At 70.0% G+C, this 15,329-nt stretch carries 16 protein-coding genes and 1 pseudogene; 11 read left to right on the top strand and 6 right to left on the bottom strand.

Going from position 1 to position 15,329, the window contains the following annotated elements:
- Nucleotides 1–11 precede the first annotated feature (11 nt).
- The gene (locus LDO11_RS00085) at nucleotides 12–248 is read right to left on the bottom strand and encodes a DUF378 domain-containing protein (protein ID WP_232139703.1); all 237 of its coding nucleotides are present in this window, start codon (nucleotides 246–248) and stop codon (nucleotides 12–14) included.
- 100 nt (nucleotides 249–348) lie between these two features.
- The gene (locus tag LDO11_RS00080) at nucleotides 349–894 is read right to left on the bottom strand and encodes a YaeQ family protein (protein WP_232139702.1); all 546 of its coding nucleotides are present in this window, start codon (nucleotides 892–894) and stop codon (nucleotides 349–351) included.
- 361 nt (nucleotides 895–1,255) lie between these two features.
- Here LDO11_RS00080 and LDO11_RS00075 point away from each other — a divergent pair, with 361 nt between their 5' ends.
- The 3 genes from LDO11_RS00075 to LDO11_RS00065 are packed head-to-tail and all read left to right on the top strand — an operon-like array spanning nucleotide 1,256 to nucleotide 2,074.
- Complete coding sequence (locus tag LDO11_RS00075) at nucleotides 1,256–1,576, top strand: YkgJ family cysteine cluster protein (protein WP_232139701.1); 321 nt, start codon at nucleotides 1,256–1,258, stop codon at nucleotides 1,574–1,576.
- Nucleotides 1,577–1,588: 12 nt separating this feature from the next.
- On the top strand, nucleotides 1,589–1,834 hold the full coding sequence (locus LDO11_RS00070) for a hypothetical protein (RefSeq protein ID WP_129134703.1): 246 nt from the start codon (nucleotides 1,589–1,591) through the stop codon (nucleotides 1,832–1,834).
- A gap of 30 nt (nucleotides 1,835–1,864) precedes the next feature.
- Nucleotides 1,865–2,074, top strand: a complete 210-nt coding sequence (locus LDO11_RS00065; protein WP_129134702.1) for a hypothetical protein — start codon at nucleotides 1,865–1,867, stop codon at nucleotides 2,072–2,074.
- A 131-nt stretch (nucleotides 2,075–2,205) separates the two neighbouring features.
- Here the strand turns inward: LDO11_RS00065 and LDO11_RS00060 are convergent, their stop codons facing one another.
- A complete protein-coding gene (locus tag LDO11_RS00060) occupies nucleotides 2,206–3,891 on the bottom strand; it encodes a M28 family peptidase (RefSeq protein WP_232139700.1) in 1,686 nt (561 codons plus the stop codon).
- 69 nt (nucleotides 3,892–3,960) lie between these two features.
- Nucleotides 3,961–4,662, bottom strand: a complete 702-nt coding sequence (locus LDO11_RS00055; RefSeq protein WP_232139699.1) for a winged helix-turn-helix transcriptional regulator — start codon at nucleotides 4,660–4,662, stop codon at nucleotides 3,961–3,963.
- 117 nt (nucleotides 4,663–4,779) lie between these two features.
- Between LDO11_RS00055 and LDO11_RS00050 the strand changes: the two genes are divergently transcribed.
- Genes LDO11_RS00050 through LDO11_RS00040 form a run of 3 tightly spaced genes read left to right on the top strand, consistent with a single transcriptional unit; the run spans nucleotide 4,780 to nucleotide 6,777 of the window.
- Nucleotides 4,780–5,448, top strand: coding sequence for a glutathione S-transferase family protein (locus tag LDO11_RS00050; RefSeq protein ID WP_232139698.1), 669 nt, complete (start codon nucleotides 4,780–4,782; stop codon nucleotides 5,446–5,448).
- A gap of 37 nt (nucleotides 5,449–5,485) precedes the next feature.
- Nucleotides 5,486–6,289, top strand: coding sequence for a VOC family protein (locus tag LDO11_RS00045; RefSeq protein WP_232139697.1), 804 nt, complete (start codon nucleotides 5,486–5,488; stop codon nucleotides 6,287–6,289).
- Nucleotides 6,286–6,777: a VOC family protein gene (locus LDO11_RS00040; protein WP_232139696.1), complete on the top strand. Its 492-nt coding sequence runs from the start codon at nucleotides 6,286–6,288 to the stop codon at nucleotides 6,775–6,777. Before LDO11_RS00045 ends, LDO11_RS00040 begins: the two co-directional genes overlap by 4 nt.
- Before the next feature lie 169 nt (nucleotides 6,778–6,946).
- On the opposite strand, the gene LDO11_RS00035 is transcribed toward LDO11_RS00040, so the two are convergent.
- Nucleotides 6,947–10,390: an amidohydrolase family protein gene (locus LDO11_RS00035; protein ID WP_232139695.1), complete on the bottom strand. Its 3,444-nt coding sequence runs from the start codon at nucleotides 10,388–10,390 to the stop codon at nucleotides 6,947–6,949.
- 132 nt (nucleotides 10,391–10,522) lie between these two features.
- Between LDO11_RS00035 and LDO11_RS00030 the strand changes: the two genes are divergently transcribed.
- Complete coding sequence (locus LDO11_RS00030; protein WP_232139694.1) at nucleotides 10,523–11,014, top strand: DUF421 domain-containing protein; 492 nt, start codon at nucleotides 10,523–10,525, stop codon at nucleotides 11,012–11,014.
- Between the two features lie 80 nt (nucleotides 11,015–11,094).
- The gene (locus LDO11_RS00025) at nucleotides 11,095–12,297 is read left to right on the top strand and encodes a glycosyltransferase (RefSeq protein ID WP_232139693.1); all 1,203 of its coding nucleotides are present in this window, start codon (nucleotides 11,095–11,097) and stop codon (nucleotides 12,295–12,297) included.
- A gap of 101 nt (nucleotides 12,298–12,398) precedes the next feature.
- Here LDO11_RS00025 and LDO11_RS00020 read toward each other — a convergent pair whose 3' ends face one another.
- Nucleotides 12,399–12,884, bottom strand: a complete 486-nt coding sequence (locus LDO11_RS00020) for a hypothetical protein (RefSeq protein ID WP_232139692.1) — start codon at nucleotides 12,882–12,884, stop codon at nucleotides 12,399–12,401.
- A gap of 424 nt (nucleotides 12,885–13,308) precedes the next feature.
- On the opposite strand from LDO11_RS00020, the pseudogene LDO11_RS00015 reads away from it, so the two are divergent.
- The 3 genes and pseudogenes from LDO11_RS00015 to LDO11_RS00005 form a co-directional block, all read left to right on the top strand.
- Nucleotides 13,309–13,650, top strand: a pseudogene (locus tag LDO11_RS00015) (fasciclin domain-containing protein); the annotation flags it as partial.
- A gap of 35 nt (nucleotides 13,651–13,685) precedes the next feature.
- Complete coding sequence (locus LDO11_RS00010; protein WP_232139691.1) at nucleotides 13,686–13,913, top strand: DUF378 domain-containing protein; 228 nt, start codon at nucleotides 13,686–13,688, stop codon at nucleotides 13,911–13,913.
- Nucleotides 13,914–14,229: 316 nt separating this feature from the next.
- The gene (locus tag LDO11_RS00005; RefSeq protein ID WP_232139690.1) at nucleotides 14,230–15,093 is read left to right on the top strand and encodes a type II toxin-antitoxin system RelE/ParE family toxin; all 864 of its coding nucleotides are present in this window, start codon (nucleotides 14,230–14,232) and stop codon (nucleotides 15,091–15,093) included.
- Nucleotides 15,094–15,329: the final 236 nt, after the last annotated feature.

Genomic DNA, 15,329 nt, shown 5'->3' with positions numbered 1-15,329 from the left:
GGCCTGCCGGATCAGCGGCGGGTGTGGCCGCCCTGGGCGTGCACTTCGCCATGGGAGCCTGAGCGGAACAGCGGAATCAGCTGCCAGAGGGCCGACAGGCCGACCAGGATGTAGACCAGGCGCGCCAGCGGTGCGTCCTGGCCACCGAAGATCGCCGCCACCAGGTCGAACTGCGCGAGGCCGACCAGGCCCCAGTTGATGCCGCCGATGATGACCAGGACCAGGGTCACGATGTTGATCGCCTTCATGTCGGGCTCCAGCGTTGGGTAGGTCCGACGACGCTGCACCCAGAGCCGTGAACGCCAGGCGATGCACGCGGTTCAGCGAACGAATGCCACGCGGTCCGCGTCAGGCAGCGGCCTGCAGCACCCGTGGCACCAGCGCGGCGCTGGCCTGCGTGCCCATCAGCTGCAGTTCGCCGTCCTGGATCAGCGCGGTCAGGCGCATGCCGCGCTCGAGCAGCGCGGTCGCCGCATCCAGCGCATCCGGGTCCAGATCGATGACGGTCAGGTTCTTCAGTCGCGCCAGCGTGCCGGCCTGCTTGCCCCACCAGATCGCCGCGCTGCCGCCGCTGTAGCTCACCACGGCGACATGGCGCGCGCGGGCGCAGGCCTTGCGGATGCGGGTTTCGCTGGGCTGGCCGAGGTCGATCCAGCGCTCGATGTCGCCGGTGTAGTCGCGCTGCCAGAGGTCCGGCTCCTCCTCGTTGCTCAGGCCGCGGCCGAATTCCAGCCGCTCGTCGGCGAACAGCACGAAGGCGATCAGCCGTGCCATCAGCCGTTGCGGGGTTTCCGACGGATGCTGGGCGAGGGTGAGGTTGTGCTCGGCGTAGTACTGCCGGTCCATGTCGCTGACCTGCAGTTCGGCCTTGTAGATCGTGGAGTTGGGAGCCATCGGCCGCGCCTGTCCTTGGGGGCGGCAATTGTAGGCGTGCGGCCGCAGCGGGGTTGTCGGGGCATCACGGGCGTGAAGCGTCGCCTGGGTGCTGGTGACGTGCGCGGATCGCGGCCCGGGCGACGTGGATCGCGACGCGATCCACGTCGCAGGGCAGCGGCCCGGTTGTACTGCGGTCATCGCCGTCGGCGCCAATGGCGTAGGATGGTCCACGTCTCGCCCATCTTTTGCGTCCCGTCCGACCGTCATCATCGTCGCTCGCTGCGCTTTCCTTCCGCGTGTTGCCCGCTTCCGGCACCACGCCTTCACCGGAGCGCCGTCCCGGCTACATGACCCGCCTGTCCCGCCAGATGGTCTGCGCATGAGCGCAGTCATCGCCGAGTCCGACACCCCGCTGTGCGCCCGCTGCGACGCGGTCTGCTGCCGGCTGACGGTGGTCGTGCAGCCCGAGGACCGGATGCCGCCGCACCTCACCACGTTCACCGAGTCCGGCCTGGAAGTGATGGCACGCGATGAGGAGGGCTGGTGCGTGGCGGTGGATGGCGCGCGCATGCACTGCTCCATCTACGACAGCCGTCCCGAGGTCTGCCGCCGGTTCGTGATGTCCGGGCCCTATTGCCAGGACGTACGTGCCGACCACGGCGACCGCACTTCCCGCCGCGTTCCGCTGCGCCTTTACTGACCGGAGACCCGCATGTCCCGCCCCGTCCGTGCCACCGCCACCACGCCCGCCGTCAAGGCGCCCCGCTCCTCGCCCGCCAAGGGCCAGGGCGCCTCGATGACCCACGAGCGCATCGCTGCCGACCTCGACGCATTCCGCAAGTCGGGCGGCCGCATCGAGGTGCTCGGCGTCACCCGCACCCTGCAGCGCATCGATCCCGCGCTCGAAACCGCACCCGCGAAGCCGGCACCCGCGCCGGCATCGCGCACCCGCCGCTGACATCACCCCCGCTGAAGAACGGAGAGCACATTGGCAAAACCCAACTACAGCTTCGAGAAGCGCCAGCGCGAGCTGGCGAAGAAACGCAAGCAGGACGCAAAGGACGCGAAGAAGCGCGAGGCCCGCGAAGCCGCCACCGCGCAGCCCCCGGCCGAGCCGCAACCGCCAGCGCCCGCACCTGTCGACGACAGCGCGAACGCACCCGCGGCGCCGCGCGTCCACCTGCGTTCGAGCGAGTAACCGACACGCGGCTGCGCTGCGTGCGCAGCCGTGCCGTGCCGGCCCCCTCCCGCCACGGGAGGGGGGTGGCACCGCACCCGTGGCGACCCCGCGCTGTATGTACGCTGCCGGTACCGCGCCGCCTGGTGTCGTTACCGATCGGCCCGGCGTTGCCTGCGCTGGTCGGCACTCGCCTCGCGGACACCACGGAACTCGCTGTCCGCATCCCACTGTGGCCACGCCTTCGAATCCGCGATCGCCCGCACCAGACGCAACACGACAGTGGTGTCCGCGGTCGGCCCGCGCATGTCCCAACTGTCGTCGAATTCGTCGCCCGGCTGATGGTAGCGCTCGGCGAAGTAGCGGGCGCGCGCAGCCAGGCCGCCTTCCACGCCACCCTCCAGCTGATCCATGCCCGGCCCCACGGTGATCGCCGGCACGCCCGCCTGCGCGAACGCGAAATGGTCGGCGCGGTAGAAGAACCCCGCCTCGAGATCACGATCGCCGGAATAGCTGCGGCCTTCGGCCTCGGCGGCCGCGGCCAGTGACCGCTCCAGCGACACCCTCCCCAGTCCCCAGCTCGAGATATCGCGGGTCGGCCCGTCCGGGCTCCACATTTCCATGTTGATCGCAGCGGCGGTGGTCGCCAGCGGACGCAGTGGATTGGCCGCGTAGTACGTCGCGCCGAGCAGCCCGCTTTCCTCCGCGGTCAGCGCCAGGAACAGCACGCTGCGCGCGGGCCGCGGCCCGTCGCCCAGTACCCGCGCGATCTCGATCATCGAGGCGATCGCGGTGGCGTTGTCGACCGCGCCGTTGATGATCGCGTCGCCGCTGGCGTCCGGTGTGCCGACGCCGAAGCTGTCCCAGTGGCCGGACACGATCACGGTCTCGTCGGCGCGTTGTGCCCCGGGCAGCAGGCCGGCGACATTGCGGCTGGTGATGCGGCTGCGCTCGACATCGAATGCGGCCGAGAACGTCGCATCGCCCAGCGTGTGCGCGCGGAAGTCCTGCCGCTGCGCGGCGCGCTTGGCGTCATCGAATGACAAGCCGGCATCGGCGAACAGGCGTTCGGCGGTGGCGCGCTGGATCCAGCCGCGCACCTTCAGATGGTGGCTGGCGGCATCGGCACGCACGATGTCGAACTGCGGCGCCGCGCGACCGTTGCGCACCGTCGCCCACGGATACGCCGCCGGTGCGGTCTCGTGCACGATCAGCACGCCGGACGCGCCACGCTTCGCCGCCTCCAGGTATTTGTAGGCCCAGCGCCCGTACCAGGTCATCGCGCGACCGCCGAAACGGCCCGGCGCGGTTTCGAAGTCCGGATCGTTGACCAGCACCACCACCACCTTGCCGCGCACGTCGAGGCCGGCGTAGTCGTCCCAGTCGAGTTCGGGCGCGCTGATGCCGTAGCCCGCGAACACCAGCGGCACATCGCGCAGGTCGACGTTGCCATCCGGATGCAGGGTTTCCAGCGCGATGTCGTCGCCGTTGGCGAGTTCGCGCCGGGTGCCCGCGACCGTGAAGGCCGCGCGTGCCGGGCCGGTGATCGCGGTGCGTTCCAGCGTCACCGCCTGGGTCCAGCCGCCACCGTCACCGGCGGGTTCCAGCCCGACCGCGGCGAACTGCGCGCTGATCCAGGCGACGGTCCTGTCCTCGCCGGGCGTCGCCGGGGCGCGGCCCTCGAACTCATCGGACGCGAGCACCCGCAGGTGCGCGGCGAGGTTCTCGCTGCTGATGCCGCCGGCAGGCGCAGCCGCGCCGGTCGATGACGTTGGCGTGGCCGCGCACGCGGCCAGCGCCAGACTGGCGATGATCACACCGGTGACGCGCTGCTGCATCGGGTTCATCCGCTGACGGGAGCAGGCCCGATAGTGCACCAGCGCGCGCGGCGGCACGCGAACCCCGCCTCAGTCCGCGGGTGCCGGCAGTTTCGGCGGCAATGCGAAGCAGTCGATGAAACGCTGCGCCAGCGCGCGATCGCCTTCCAGCCGCAACCGGCCCTCGGCCTCGGCGGCCCCGAACGGACGTTTGCCGTAGATCAGGCCGATGAAGGTGCCGGTATCGGTGTCGAACACCACGTCCGCCCCGGCACCGTCGCCACGTTCGATCTGCAGACCCGTGGGCGAGAGGTGGCCGGTGAATACCGCAGCGGGAAAGCGGAACCGCAGCGTCATCGACAGCGGCTCGCGGTCCGCGCGCAGCATCATGCGCAGCGACAGCATTGCCGACACCGGCGACAACGGCAGGGCGGGGTCGTGGCTCGGCGAACGCAGCGCCCAGCGGCCCAGGGCGTGGAAGATCGGCTCCGCCTCGCGACCCCAGTCGGTGAGCTCGTACACCTGCACCGCCGCCGGCGGTGGCAACCGCCGCCGCTGCACGACCCCGGAACGTTCCAGTCCATCCAGGCGCTGGGTGAGCACATTGGCGCTGAGGCCGGGGAGGTCGGCGCGCAGCTCGGAGAAGCGGCGCGGGCCCAGCATCAGCTCGCGGATCACCAGCAACGCCCAGCGCTCGCCGACGAATTCCAGCGCCAGCGCGGCACCGCAGGCGTCCTGGTACCAGCGCTTCGGGGCGCTTTCGTCGGGCAAGGTGATTTTTTCTGACTTCATGGTTGTATTTTATAACCTGATGCGCATAGGATCGGCCACGGCCCGGTGGCCCGCTCCGTTCCACCCGCCGTACCGCCAGGGACTTCCCCCGCTGGGGACACCATAGGGATCAAGCGCATGCCGGTCGACCAGAACGCAGCCCTGCGCATCACCGCATTCGAATGGGTGCCCCGCTTCGCGCGCGGATTCGTCCGCGACCTGCGTCCGCGCTGGGCCTGCGAGGAACTCGGCCTGCCCTACGCGACGCGCCTGATCAGCGCCACCGAGCGTCCGGACTGGTATTTCCGCGAGCAGCCCTGGGGCCAGGTGCCGGTGCTCGAGGACGACGCGCTGACCCTGTTCGAAAGCGGCGCCATCCTGCTGCATCTGGGCGAACGCGACACCCGCCTGCTGCCGCGCGACCGCGAAGGCCGTGCGCGCGTGCTGTGCTGGCTGTTCGCCGCCTTCAACTCGATCGAGCCGGTGTTCATGGAGATCGCCAACGTCGAGATCTTCTGCCAGGGCGAGCCCTGGGCCGTGCTGCGCCGTCCGGGCCTGCTGGCCGAAGCGGGCCAGCGTCTGGATCGCCTTGAAGCCGCGCTGGACGACCGCGACTGGCTGGCGGGGGGCTTCAGCATCGCCGACATCGCCATGGTCACGGTGCTGCGCGAAGTGGGCGACACCGGCCTGCTCGACCATCGACCGGCGCTGGCCGCGTACCTGCAGCGCGGCATCGCGCGTCCGGCGTTCGCCGCCGCGCTGCACGCGCAACTGACGGACTTCCAGGCCGAACCCACCGCCGCATAGGCGACCCACGCACCATCCATCCAGCGAGGTGGCACCGATGTCCAATACCCAGGGCGAATGGATCTGGTTCGAACTGCTGACCCGTGATGCCGACGCCGCACAGGCCTTCTATGGCGACGTGCTCGGCTGGACCGCCCGGCCCAGCGGCATGCCCGATGTCGACTACCGCCTGCTGCACGCCGGCGACGACCCGGTCGGCGGGCTGATGCGGATGCCGGCCGACATGGGCAGCGGCCCGGTCTGGCTGGGCTACGTGGCGGTGGACGATGTCGACGCCAGCGCGCGCACGTTCGCCGAGGCCGGCGGTGCCATCCAGATGCCGCCGTTGATGCTGGACGGCATCGGGCGGATGGCGATGGTGAGCGACCCGCAGGGCATCGCGCTGTATGTCATGCGCGGCGAAAGCGATGCGACCGGCACCGCATTCCGGCAATGCATGGGCGAGCGCGACGACCGCGCCCTCGGCCACGTGGTCTGGTGTGAACTCACCACGCCCGACCCCGATGCCGCGATCGGCTTCCATGCCGGCGCACTTGGCTGGCGCCAGGAAGGCGGCATGCCGATGGGCGAGCTCGGCGAGTACTGCTTCCTGCACGCGGCCGGCAACTGCTTCGGTGCGGTGATGGGCCCGGTGCCGGGCAGCGAACCGGGCTGGCTGTTCTATATCCATGTCGCCGACATCGACCAGGCGCAGCGCCGGCTGCTGGCGGCCGGCGGCGAGGTGCTGCAGGAGCCACAGGAAATCCCCGGCGGCCAGTACGCGCTGGTGGCCCGCGACCCGCAGGGCGCGCGTTTTGGCCTGGTGGGGCCGCGCGCCGCACACACGGAGCACCTGCCATGACCGGACTCGTCCCCTGCCTGTGGTTCGACAACCGCCAGGCACGCCATGCCGCGGAGTTCTACGCCTCGCTGTTTCCCGACAGCCATGTCGACCGCGTCGTGGCCGCCCCTGCCGACTACCCCGACGGCAGCCAGGGCGAGGAGCTCGCGGTGGATTTCACCGTGCTCGGCCGTCGCTTCCTCGGCCTCAACGGCGGCCCGCACTTCACGCCCAACGAGGCGGTGAGCTTCCAGGTGCTGACAGAGGACCAGGCCGAGACCGACCGTTACTGGGACGCGATCATCGGCAACGGCGGCCAGGCCAGCGAATGCGGCTGGTGCAGGGACCGCTGGGGCTTCTCGTGGCAGATCACCCCACGCGTGCTGATGGAGGCGATGGCCGACCCCGACCGCGAGGCGGCCCGCCGCGTGATGGAGGCGATGATGACGATGCGGAAGATCGACATCGCCGCCATCGAGGCGGCGCGCGCCGGCCGCGGAAGCGACTGATGGCGCTCGTGCTGTACGGGCACCCGTTCCCGTCCCATACCCGGAAGGTCCTCGTCGCGCTCCAAGAGAGCGCCCTCGCTCCAGTTCCGCTGCATTGCGCCGGAGACGCCGCAGCACGGGACCGGGGAGCGCCCTCACCCGCCCGGCAGGGGTGGGTGAGGGCTTTACCTCAGTGCACGCCGTGGCAGACCGCGGTCGGGCCGAAGGCTTCGCCGAAGGTCTGGCCCTGGCGGTGGTGCTGCCAGTAGAACGTCGGCGCCGGCACCGCCTGGTTGCCGATCTCGGCCATGTCGGCGGCGACGTCGAACAGGCGGCCATCCACCATCACATAGCGCGTGTCCGCGGTGTGGCGGATGTTGTCCAGCGGATTGCCGTCGAGCACCACCAGGTCGGCGCGCTTGCCGGCTTCGAGCGAGCCCAGCTGCGCCGCCATGCCGATGTAGTCGGCGCCGTCGATGGTGGCCGCGCGCAGCGCCTCGAAGTTGCTGAAGCCACCCTGCGGCAGCATCCAGATCTCCCAGTGGGTGGCCAGGCCCTGCAGCTGGCCGTGACCGCCGACCTGCACCTTGACCCCGGCATCGCGCAGGCCCTTGAGCGCCTTCGCCACCTCGATGTGGTGGTAGTCCCAGTCCGGTGCGATCTCGCGGCGGATCGAGCGCGCATCCAGTGTCTCGCGCGGGAAGAAGCGGTTGAGCTTGGGGTCTTCCCACACGTTGTCGCGGGCATAGAACCAGTACTCGCCCGACAGCCCGCCGTAGCTCACCACCAGGGTCGGCGTGTTGCGCACATCGGTTTCCTTCCACAGGTTCACCACGTCGCCGTAGAGCGGCGCGATGGGCAGGTTGTGCTCGATGCCGGTGGCGCCGTCGAGGATCATCGTCATGTTGTGGTGGAAGGTGGAACCGCCCTCCTCGACCACCAGCATGCCGAGCTCGCGCGCGGCCCGGTTGACCTGTTGGCGCTGGTCGCGGCGCGGCTGGTTGTAGCTCTTCACCGAGAACGCGCCATGCGCCTGCATGCGACGCAGGTGGCTGCGCGCGTCGTCGAGCGAATCGATCTCCGCCTTGTAGCCGCCATCGGCGCCGTAGAGGATGGTGCCGGTGGAGAAGATGCGCGGGCCGACCATGCGCCCGGCCTGCACCAGCTCCGCCTGCGAGAACACGAACTCGCTGGTGGCCGACGGGTCGTGCAGCGTGGTCACGCCGAAGGCGAGGTTGGTGTAGTACGCCCAGTTCTGCTGCGGCACCACGCCCTGGCCGAAGTGCGACGCGTGCGCGTGCACGTCGATGATGCCGGGCATGATCGTCTTGCCGCTGGCATCGATCACCCGCGCGCCGGCCGGCACCTCGATGCTGCCGCTCGCGCCCACCGCGCGGATGGTGTTGCCCTCGAGCACGATGGTGCCGTTCTCGATCACTTCCTGCTGGTCCTCGGCGTTGCGCATGGTGACGATGCGCGCATTGGTGAACACCACCACCTCGCGCGGCGCATGCACCGGCGCCTCGAGGCCCACCGCAATGCCGCCGCCGGGCGCGGGCGTGGCGATCTCCTGCGGTGCACCCGGCAGGAATGCAAAGGTCTGGTCGAGCCGGCGCGAGTGGTAGCGGTCGCCGACCATCCAGTGCAGCGACTGCGAATCCGCCGCCCAGTGCAGGTAGCTGCCGACATCGGCACTCACCTGGCGCACCGGCAGCGCCCTGGTCTCGCGCTCCAGGGTGATCACCCGGCCGGTCTGTGGCATCGGCGCCACGTAGGCGTTGAACAGCTCGCTGAAGGCGACCCACCTGCCGTCGGGGCTGAGCTGCACCGAGTCGACGTACTTGAGGTCGAACACCTCGCGCGGGTCCTCGCCGTGCAGGCCGACGGACATCAGCTTCTTTTCCATGCCGCCACCGCTGAGGTAGAGCACGCGGCTGCCGTCATGGTTGAACTGCGGGGCCTGGCCGGACTCGGCCACGCGCACCGGCTCGCCACCCGCCGCCGGCACCACGTAGATGCCGCGGTCGCCCGACCACAGGCTGCCGGTCAGGCCGCCACCACCGCTGCGGGCATAGACCACGTGACGGCCATCGGGCGAGAAGCGCGGGTGGTAGTAGAAGCCCGGCTGGGTGGTGAGCTTGCGGCCGGCCGCGGTGCCGCCGGCAGCACGCACGTGGATCGCACCCATGCCGGCATCCGACCAGGTGGTGTAGAGCAGCTGGCGGCCGTCGGCGCTGAAGCTCGGCTGGTATTCGTACACGTCACGGCTGGCGGTCAGCCGCTGCGGGGTGCCGCCCGGAAGCGGCTTGCGCCACAGCTGGCCGAGCGCATGGAACACCAGCGTGCCGCCATCGGCGGAGGTGGCGACGTCGCGGATCATCCGCGGGGCGAAGTCACCTTCCGGCAGCGTCTGCGTGAAGCGCAGCGGCTCCGCCACCACCTGTTCCACCTGCGCGGTGAACGGGATCCTGGTGGCATCGCCACTGGCCATGTCGATGCGCCACAGCCCGCCCTGCGCCCAGATCACCACGCTCTTCGAGTCGGGCATCCAGTTGAAGCCGGAGTACGGGCCGAAGATCGACCACGCCTCCTGCTGGTCGTGGCTCAGGCCATCCCACACCGGGCGCACCTCGCCACTGGCGATGTCGAGGCGGTGCAGCACGCTGGCATCGCGCACCCGCTTCACGAACGCCAGCGTCTTTCCGTCTGGCGACACCTGCGGGCGCACGGCGCCGCCGGGCGTTGCCACCACGGTGTCGGTGCTGCCGGTCTGGCGATCGAAACGCTTGATCGCGTAGATCACCCCGTGCGGGTCGCGGTTGTACTGGAACTCCGGACCGGGGCTCACATCCTGCGAGTAGTACACGTAGCGTCCGTCGGGCGAGACCGCCGGTTCGCCGATGTCCTGCTGGTCGTTGGGTTTCTCCACCAGCTGCATGCCGGTGCTGGTGCCGGCGGCATGGAACATCCACAACTCGCCGGCGCCCAGCGAGCGCGTGGCGGTGAAGTGCTTGCGGGCGACGATGTACTGCCCGTCCGGCGTCCACGCCGGGTTGTTGAGCAGGCGGAAGGTCTCGTTGCTGACCTGGCGCGGGTCGCTGCCGTCGGCGGCGATCGTCCAGATGTTGTTGCCGCCGCTGCGGTCCGAGGTGAACGCGATGCGCGTGCCGTCCGGCGACCAGCGCGGCTGGATGTCCCAGGCGCGGCCGGAGCTGATGCGGGTGGCGCGGCCGCCGGCGACGGGCATGCGGTAGAGGTCGCCCAGCAACGAGAACACCAGCTCGCGGCCGTCGGGCGAGACATCGACGTCCATCCAGGTGCCTTCGTCGGTCTCGAAGCGCACGGTCCTGGCGGCGCCCTGCACGCTTTCGACATCCCACTTCGCCGTATCGCCGGCTTCGGCGTCGTCACGCAGGCCGCGCGCACTGGCAAGCGGCGCCTCGGCGTGGTCCATGCCTGCCGCATCGAGGGCGTCCTGCTCCAGCTCGACATTGGGATCACGGCGCTCGTCGCGCGCCTGGTCATCGGCCTGCGCATCGGGTGCCGGCGTCGGCTGCGGGTGCGGCTGCTGCGCGAGCACCGGGGTGGAGGCGAGCGCGCAGGCCAGCGCGAGGGCGAGGATGTTTCGGGTCATGCGGCGGGTCCGGCTGGGGCAAACCATCGACCTTAGCGGTGACCGGGGCCGCCGGCGCGGGACAAAAGTCCCGGTTGCCGCCGACCCGCGCCTTCACGCAACCCGTGCGGACACCGTTCCAGCATCCACCGCATGGAACTCCTCCCTGACGACTGGGGCAGCATCTGGGCGCTGGACACGCCGCTGCTCGAACTGCTCGTGCGCGGCGGCGTGCTCTATTTCGCCATCCTGTTGCTGTTGCGGGTGATGCCGCGGCGCACCGGTGGCGAGCTCGCCACCATGGACCTGGTGCTGATCCTGCTGATGACCGAGGCCGCGACCCACGCACTGGGCGAGTACACCTCGCTGGGCGACGGGCTGTTCGTGATCACCACGGTGATGGTGCTCAACTTCAGCGTGAATTTCCTCAGCTACCGGGTGCCGTGGATGGAGAGGCTGGTCTCCTCGCCGCCGATCCCGATCGTGCTGGACGGCAGGATCCAGCGCCGCAACATGCGCCGCGAATTCGTCACCGAGGACAAGCTGGAAAGCCACCTGCGCCAGAACGACATCGACGACCTCTCGCAGGTCAAATGCGCCTACGTCGAGAGCGAAGGGCAGATCACCTTCGTCACCCGGAAATAGGCGATGCAGCGGTCGGCGTATGCGCGGCGTGGCACTGCGCGCCCCTTGGCCATGCACGCGCACCCGGGCGACATCGCTGCATGCGGCTGCTGATCCTCACCTGCGGCACCGAGGGCGACACCCGGCCGCTGGCGGCGCTGGGCCATGCGCTGATGCAGGCCGGACACGACGTGCACCTGCTGGCCGACGCCGCCACCCTCGGCATCGCCCGGACACTGGGCCTGCCGTCGACGCCACTGGCCGGCGACATCCGCGCCACCATCGCCGCCGACGGCGCCATGCGCCGGATCACCACCAACCTCGCACGGCTGACCATCGAACATACCGAGGCCTGGCTGCAGCAGGCGATCGCGCTGGGTCGCGGTTGCGATGCGGTGATCGTGTCCGGGCTGACCGTATTCGTCGGCCAGGCCGCCGCGGATGTGTTGCGGGTGCCGGCGATCGGCGCGATGCTGATCCCGCTCTCGCCCACCGGCGAGTTCGCGTCACCGTTCCTGCCGCTGCCGGTGCCACGCGCGCTCAACCGCGCCAGCCACTGGCTGTTCGGGCATGCCAGCTGGCGGCTGTTCCGCCCCGCCACCAACCGGGCGCGCCGGCGCGCCGGGCTGCCGCCCCGGCGCGGCCTGCATACCGCCTACCCGATGCTCTACGGCATCTCGCCGGCGCTGCTGCCGCCGCCCGCCGACTGGCCGCTCGATACCCACGTCTGCGGCCAGTGGGTGCCGCCGGTGCCGGGGTGGGTGCCTCCGCCCGGGCTGGTCGAATACCTCGACGCCGGCGAGCCACCGGTCTACGTCGGCTTCGGCAGCATGGGCGGCTTCGACAACGCGCGCCTGCTGCGGGCGGTGGTGGGCGCGGTGGGCAGCCGACGTGCGCTGTTCTCCGCGGGCTGGAGCGGCATCGACGCCAGCGCACTGCCTGCGAATTTCCATCCGGTCGGCCATGTGCCGCATGGCTGGCTGCTGCCGCGCTGCGCGCTGGCGATCCACCACGGCGGCTCCGGCACCACCCATTCCGCCTGCCGCGCCGGCATTCCCTCGGTGATCGTGCCGTTCGCCGGCGACCAGTTCTTCTGGAACCAGCGCCTGCGCGCACTCGGGGTGATGCGCCACACCCTGCGCGGCCGCACCATCACCGCGGCCCGGCTGGCCGCCGCCATCGAGCATGCGGAAAGCACCGACGCCCGCCAGCGCGCGACGGCGCTGGGCACGCGCATGCGCGACGAGGACGGCACCGCGGCGGCGGTGAAGCTGATGGAGCGTTACGCGATAACCCCCGCCTGACGTTCCAGCGCCGGGATCGTGCGATGACGCTCAAGAGTCGTTCGCAGCGGCCGATACGCACAGGAGGGCCGTCGTCTGCATCAGCGGGCGCATCAGGGATGTCATCGCGTTGCCGTCAGGCCGCGAACGAGAGCACAAAGGGGGCTGCCATGAATACCCAGTTCGAGTTGTCCGCGCCCGCGGATAACCGCGTTAGCAACATCAGAATCGCGAACACGTTCCATTTCGCGGCAGGCGCCGCGTTCGGACTTGCTGGACTGGCAATGCTTTACCTGGCGCAGGTCACCTTGCGCGACGACTCGTGCACGTTTGACGTGGCCCGTCAGTTCGGGATCGCAGTCACCCTGTTGCTGATCGGTGGTCTCAACGTGGCCCGGTCGATGCGCTTCTGGGCGTTCCGCTTCAACGACGATGACGTGACCCATCCGGGTCCGGTGGTCAACGGAAAGCAGGCCACGCGAGATTATCTGTCCACACTTCTGGATGAAGGAGTGCGGCCCGGCGCCGGCTATTCCGGCGCCATTGGCGGACTTCTCGCGGTCATCTCTCCCCGTCTGGAGATGGCGCCGCCACCCGTGCGATTTCATGCCTATGTGCAGGCGTTGCGTGCGGTCAACCTGTCGGTACTCCTCATCGGCTTCGCCTTGGCGTGGGTGATGGCCGATGCGAGCGTGTTGCCTTACATGGCGATGGTGTTCTTCGTGTTCGCCATTGCGGTAGTGAGGCCACACGAAGCGGCTCGAGCAGCGATGGGGGCTGCGTCTGAGCCCCAGCTGACGTCCGTGCCCAGCTTGGGCAAGACCATCGCATTGCTGGCGATCGCTGTGTTGGGGCCCACCAGTCTCGCTTTGCTGGTCAGCCAAGGCGTACTGCCGCCGGCGCCAGCAGCCCTGTCATCCCTCGCATTGCCCACCCTGGCCGTCCTCGTGCCGGCACTTGCCGGCAGCGCATTGTTCTTCCTTGCTCTGTCACGACAGACGCGGGAACTGTCCCAGTCGACGGTGGAGCGACGCTGGGATAGCAGCTACGCTCAAGGGCACCGGCCCGTTCACGGTGTTCGCGCCCACCGACGCCGCCTTCGCCGCCCTGCCGGCGGGCACCGTCGACAACCTGCTCAAGCCCGAAAACAAGGCGCAGCTGGTCGCGCTGCTGACCTACCACGTGGTGCAGGGCCGGGTGCCGGCCGCGCAGGTGGCCAACATGGACAGCGCCACCACCGTCAACGGCGCCGACGTGGCCATCCGCACCAACGGTGAACGCGTCATGGTCGGCAACGCGAATGTGGTCAGCGCCGACGTGATGGCCAGCAATGGCGTGATCCACGTCGTCGACAAGGTGCTGATGCCGCGCTGAGCGCGCGCGCTTCCCTACCCGCAAGGAGACAGACCATGAAAGCAATCAACATCGTGACGCTGGTGCTGGTGATCGTCGGCGGCATCAACTGGGGCCTGGTGGGCGTGGCCCAGTTCGATCTCGTTGCCGCGATCTTCGGCGGCCAGGACGCGCTGCTCGCACGCGTCGTCTACACCCTGGTCGGGCTGTCGGCGCTGTGGCAGATCATGCCGCTGATGCGCGCCGGCAATACCGGCGAGGTGCACGCGCAGGCGCGCCGCTGAGTCCCCACGCCGTCGTCCGGTTCTCCAGTGCCGGGCGGCGGTCCGCCAGTCCTGCGGTCTGCTCCCCCGCAGGGCTGGCACCTTCTTCCGCGGAGCCGCCCGAGGGCGGCTTCGTGCTGTCGGCCAATCGGCGTCTCCGGTCCCGGTGATCGCCGCGCCGCGGCGCCAGCACGATCGATCGTCCGCTGCCCTTGTGTGGCCGCGTCTCACATCGGCGTGCCGCGGAAAGCGCGACTGCGCGCGGTAGGATGCGGCTCCGTCGAACGCACGCTGCCCACCGCATGAAGGCCCGCCATCCCGACGCCACCATGGCTGCATGAGCAGGGCGTCGACGCGGGCCGCGAACGGCCATCCATCCCGCAGCGATCGCGTGCAGCGCCCGATCGCGGTGCTGGCCACCGTGGGACTTCACCTGTGGCTTGCGTGGCTGCTGCTGTCCAGCACGCCGATGACCCCGAACGACCCACAGGGCGCCGAAGCCGGCAGCCCGATGGTGGTGGATTTCGTCGGCCTGACGCCGCCGCAACCGGTGCAGGCGCCACACGCGAGCCCGCCACCCCCGCGGCCGCGCGCACCTGCCCGCGCCGCGCCCTCACGCGTGCGCACCACCGAGGTCGCCCGCGCCGACGACGCGCGTCCGCCGGACGCCGACACGCAGGCTCCGTCCATCACTGAAGCATTGGCCCCGATGCCGGTTCCGGAGCCGACACCGCCGGCACCCGCGCCGGTCGCCGGTGCCGCCACCAGTCCACCCGCGCCGCAACAACGCCAGCACACCTGGGGCCAGCCGCCGGGCATGCTGCCGCGGGAAACCGCGCCAGTGAACGCCGGCAGGGGACGCAACGTCGCCGCCGGCCGCGGCCGTGGCCACGACTCCTCCAGCGGGCCCAGTCTGGAAGCCGGCGGCTACCAGGTGACCTACGACCTGCGCAGCGAAACCCGCCTGCGCAGCTGGCGCGATGCCGGCATGACCGAGGTCTTCTTCCCCCTGCCCGGCACCCGCCAGCGCATGGTCTGCCCGCTGGAAACCGCCCTGCGCCGCGAATCCGGCCCCTGCCGCCTGTTGGCTCCCGACGACCCCGAACTCGCCAGCATCGGCGACGCCCGCGAGGTCATCACCATGCACGGCGTCTACCGCCGCGGCGAGATCCTCTGGCGCGGGCCGGGGGCGTACCGGTAACGCGGGTAGGGGTTGCCCGTCCGTTGGACGCCTCAAGCGAAGCAGAGGTGCGTCGCAGACCTGGCGCCTGCCGAAGAGTGTGAGATCTCGCACCTGGTCAGCGGGGATGTGGACCGCCCAGATTTTCATAGACACTCATCGGCCGCTTTGCGCGTAGCGCCTTTCGAACTCTACCGGTGAGACATCGCCAGCGGAACCATGCCGACGAACCGGGTTGTAGAACATCTCGATGTAGT

It is taken from the genome of Alterluteimonas muca, from assembly GCF_021191595.1.
In the GTDB taxonomy this organism is placed as follows: Bacteria; Pseudomonadota; Gammaproteobacteria; order Xanthomonadales; family Xanthomonadaceae; genus Luteimonas; species Luteimonas muca.
Note: the sequence above shows the minus strand (reverse complement) of the source record. Positions and strands in the feature narration are given on the sequence as shown.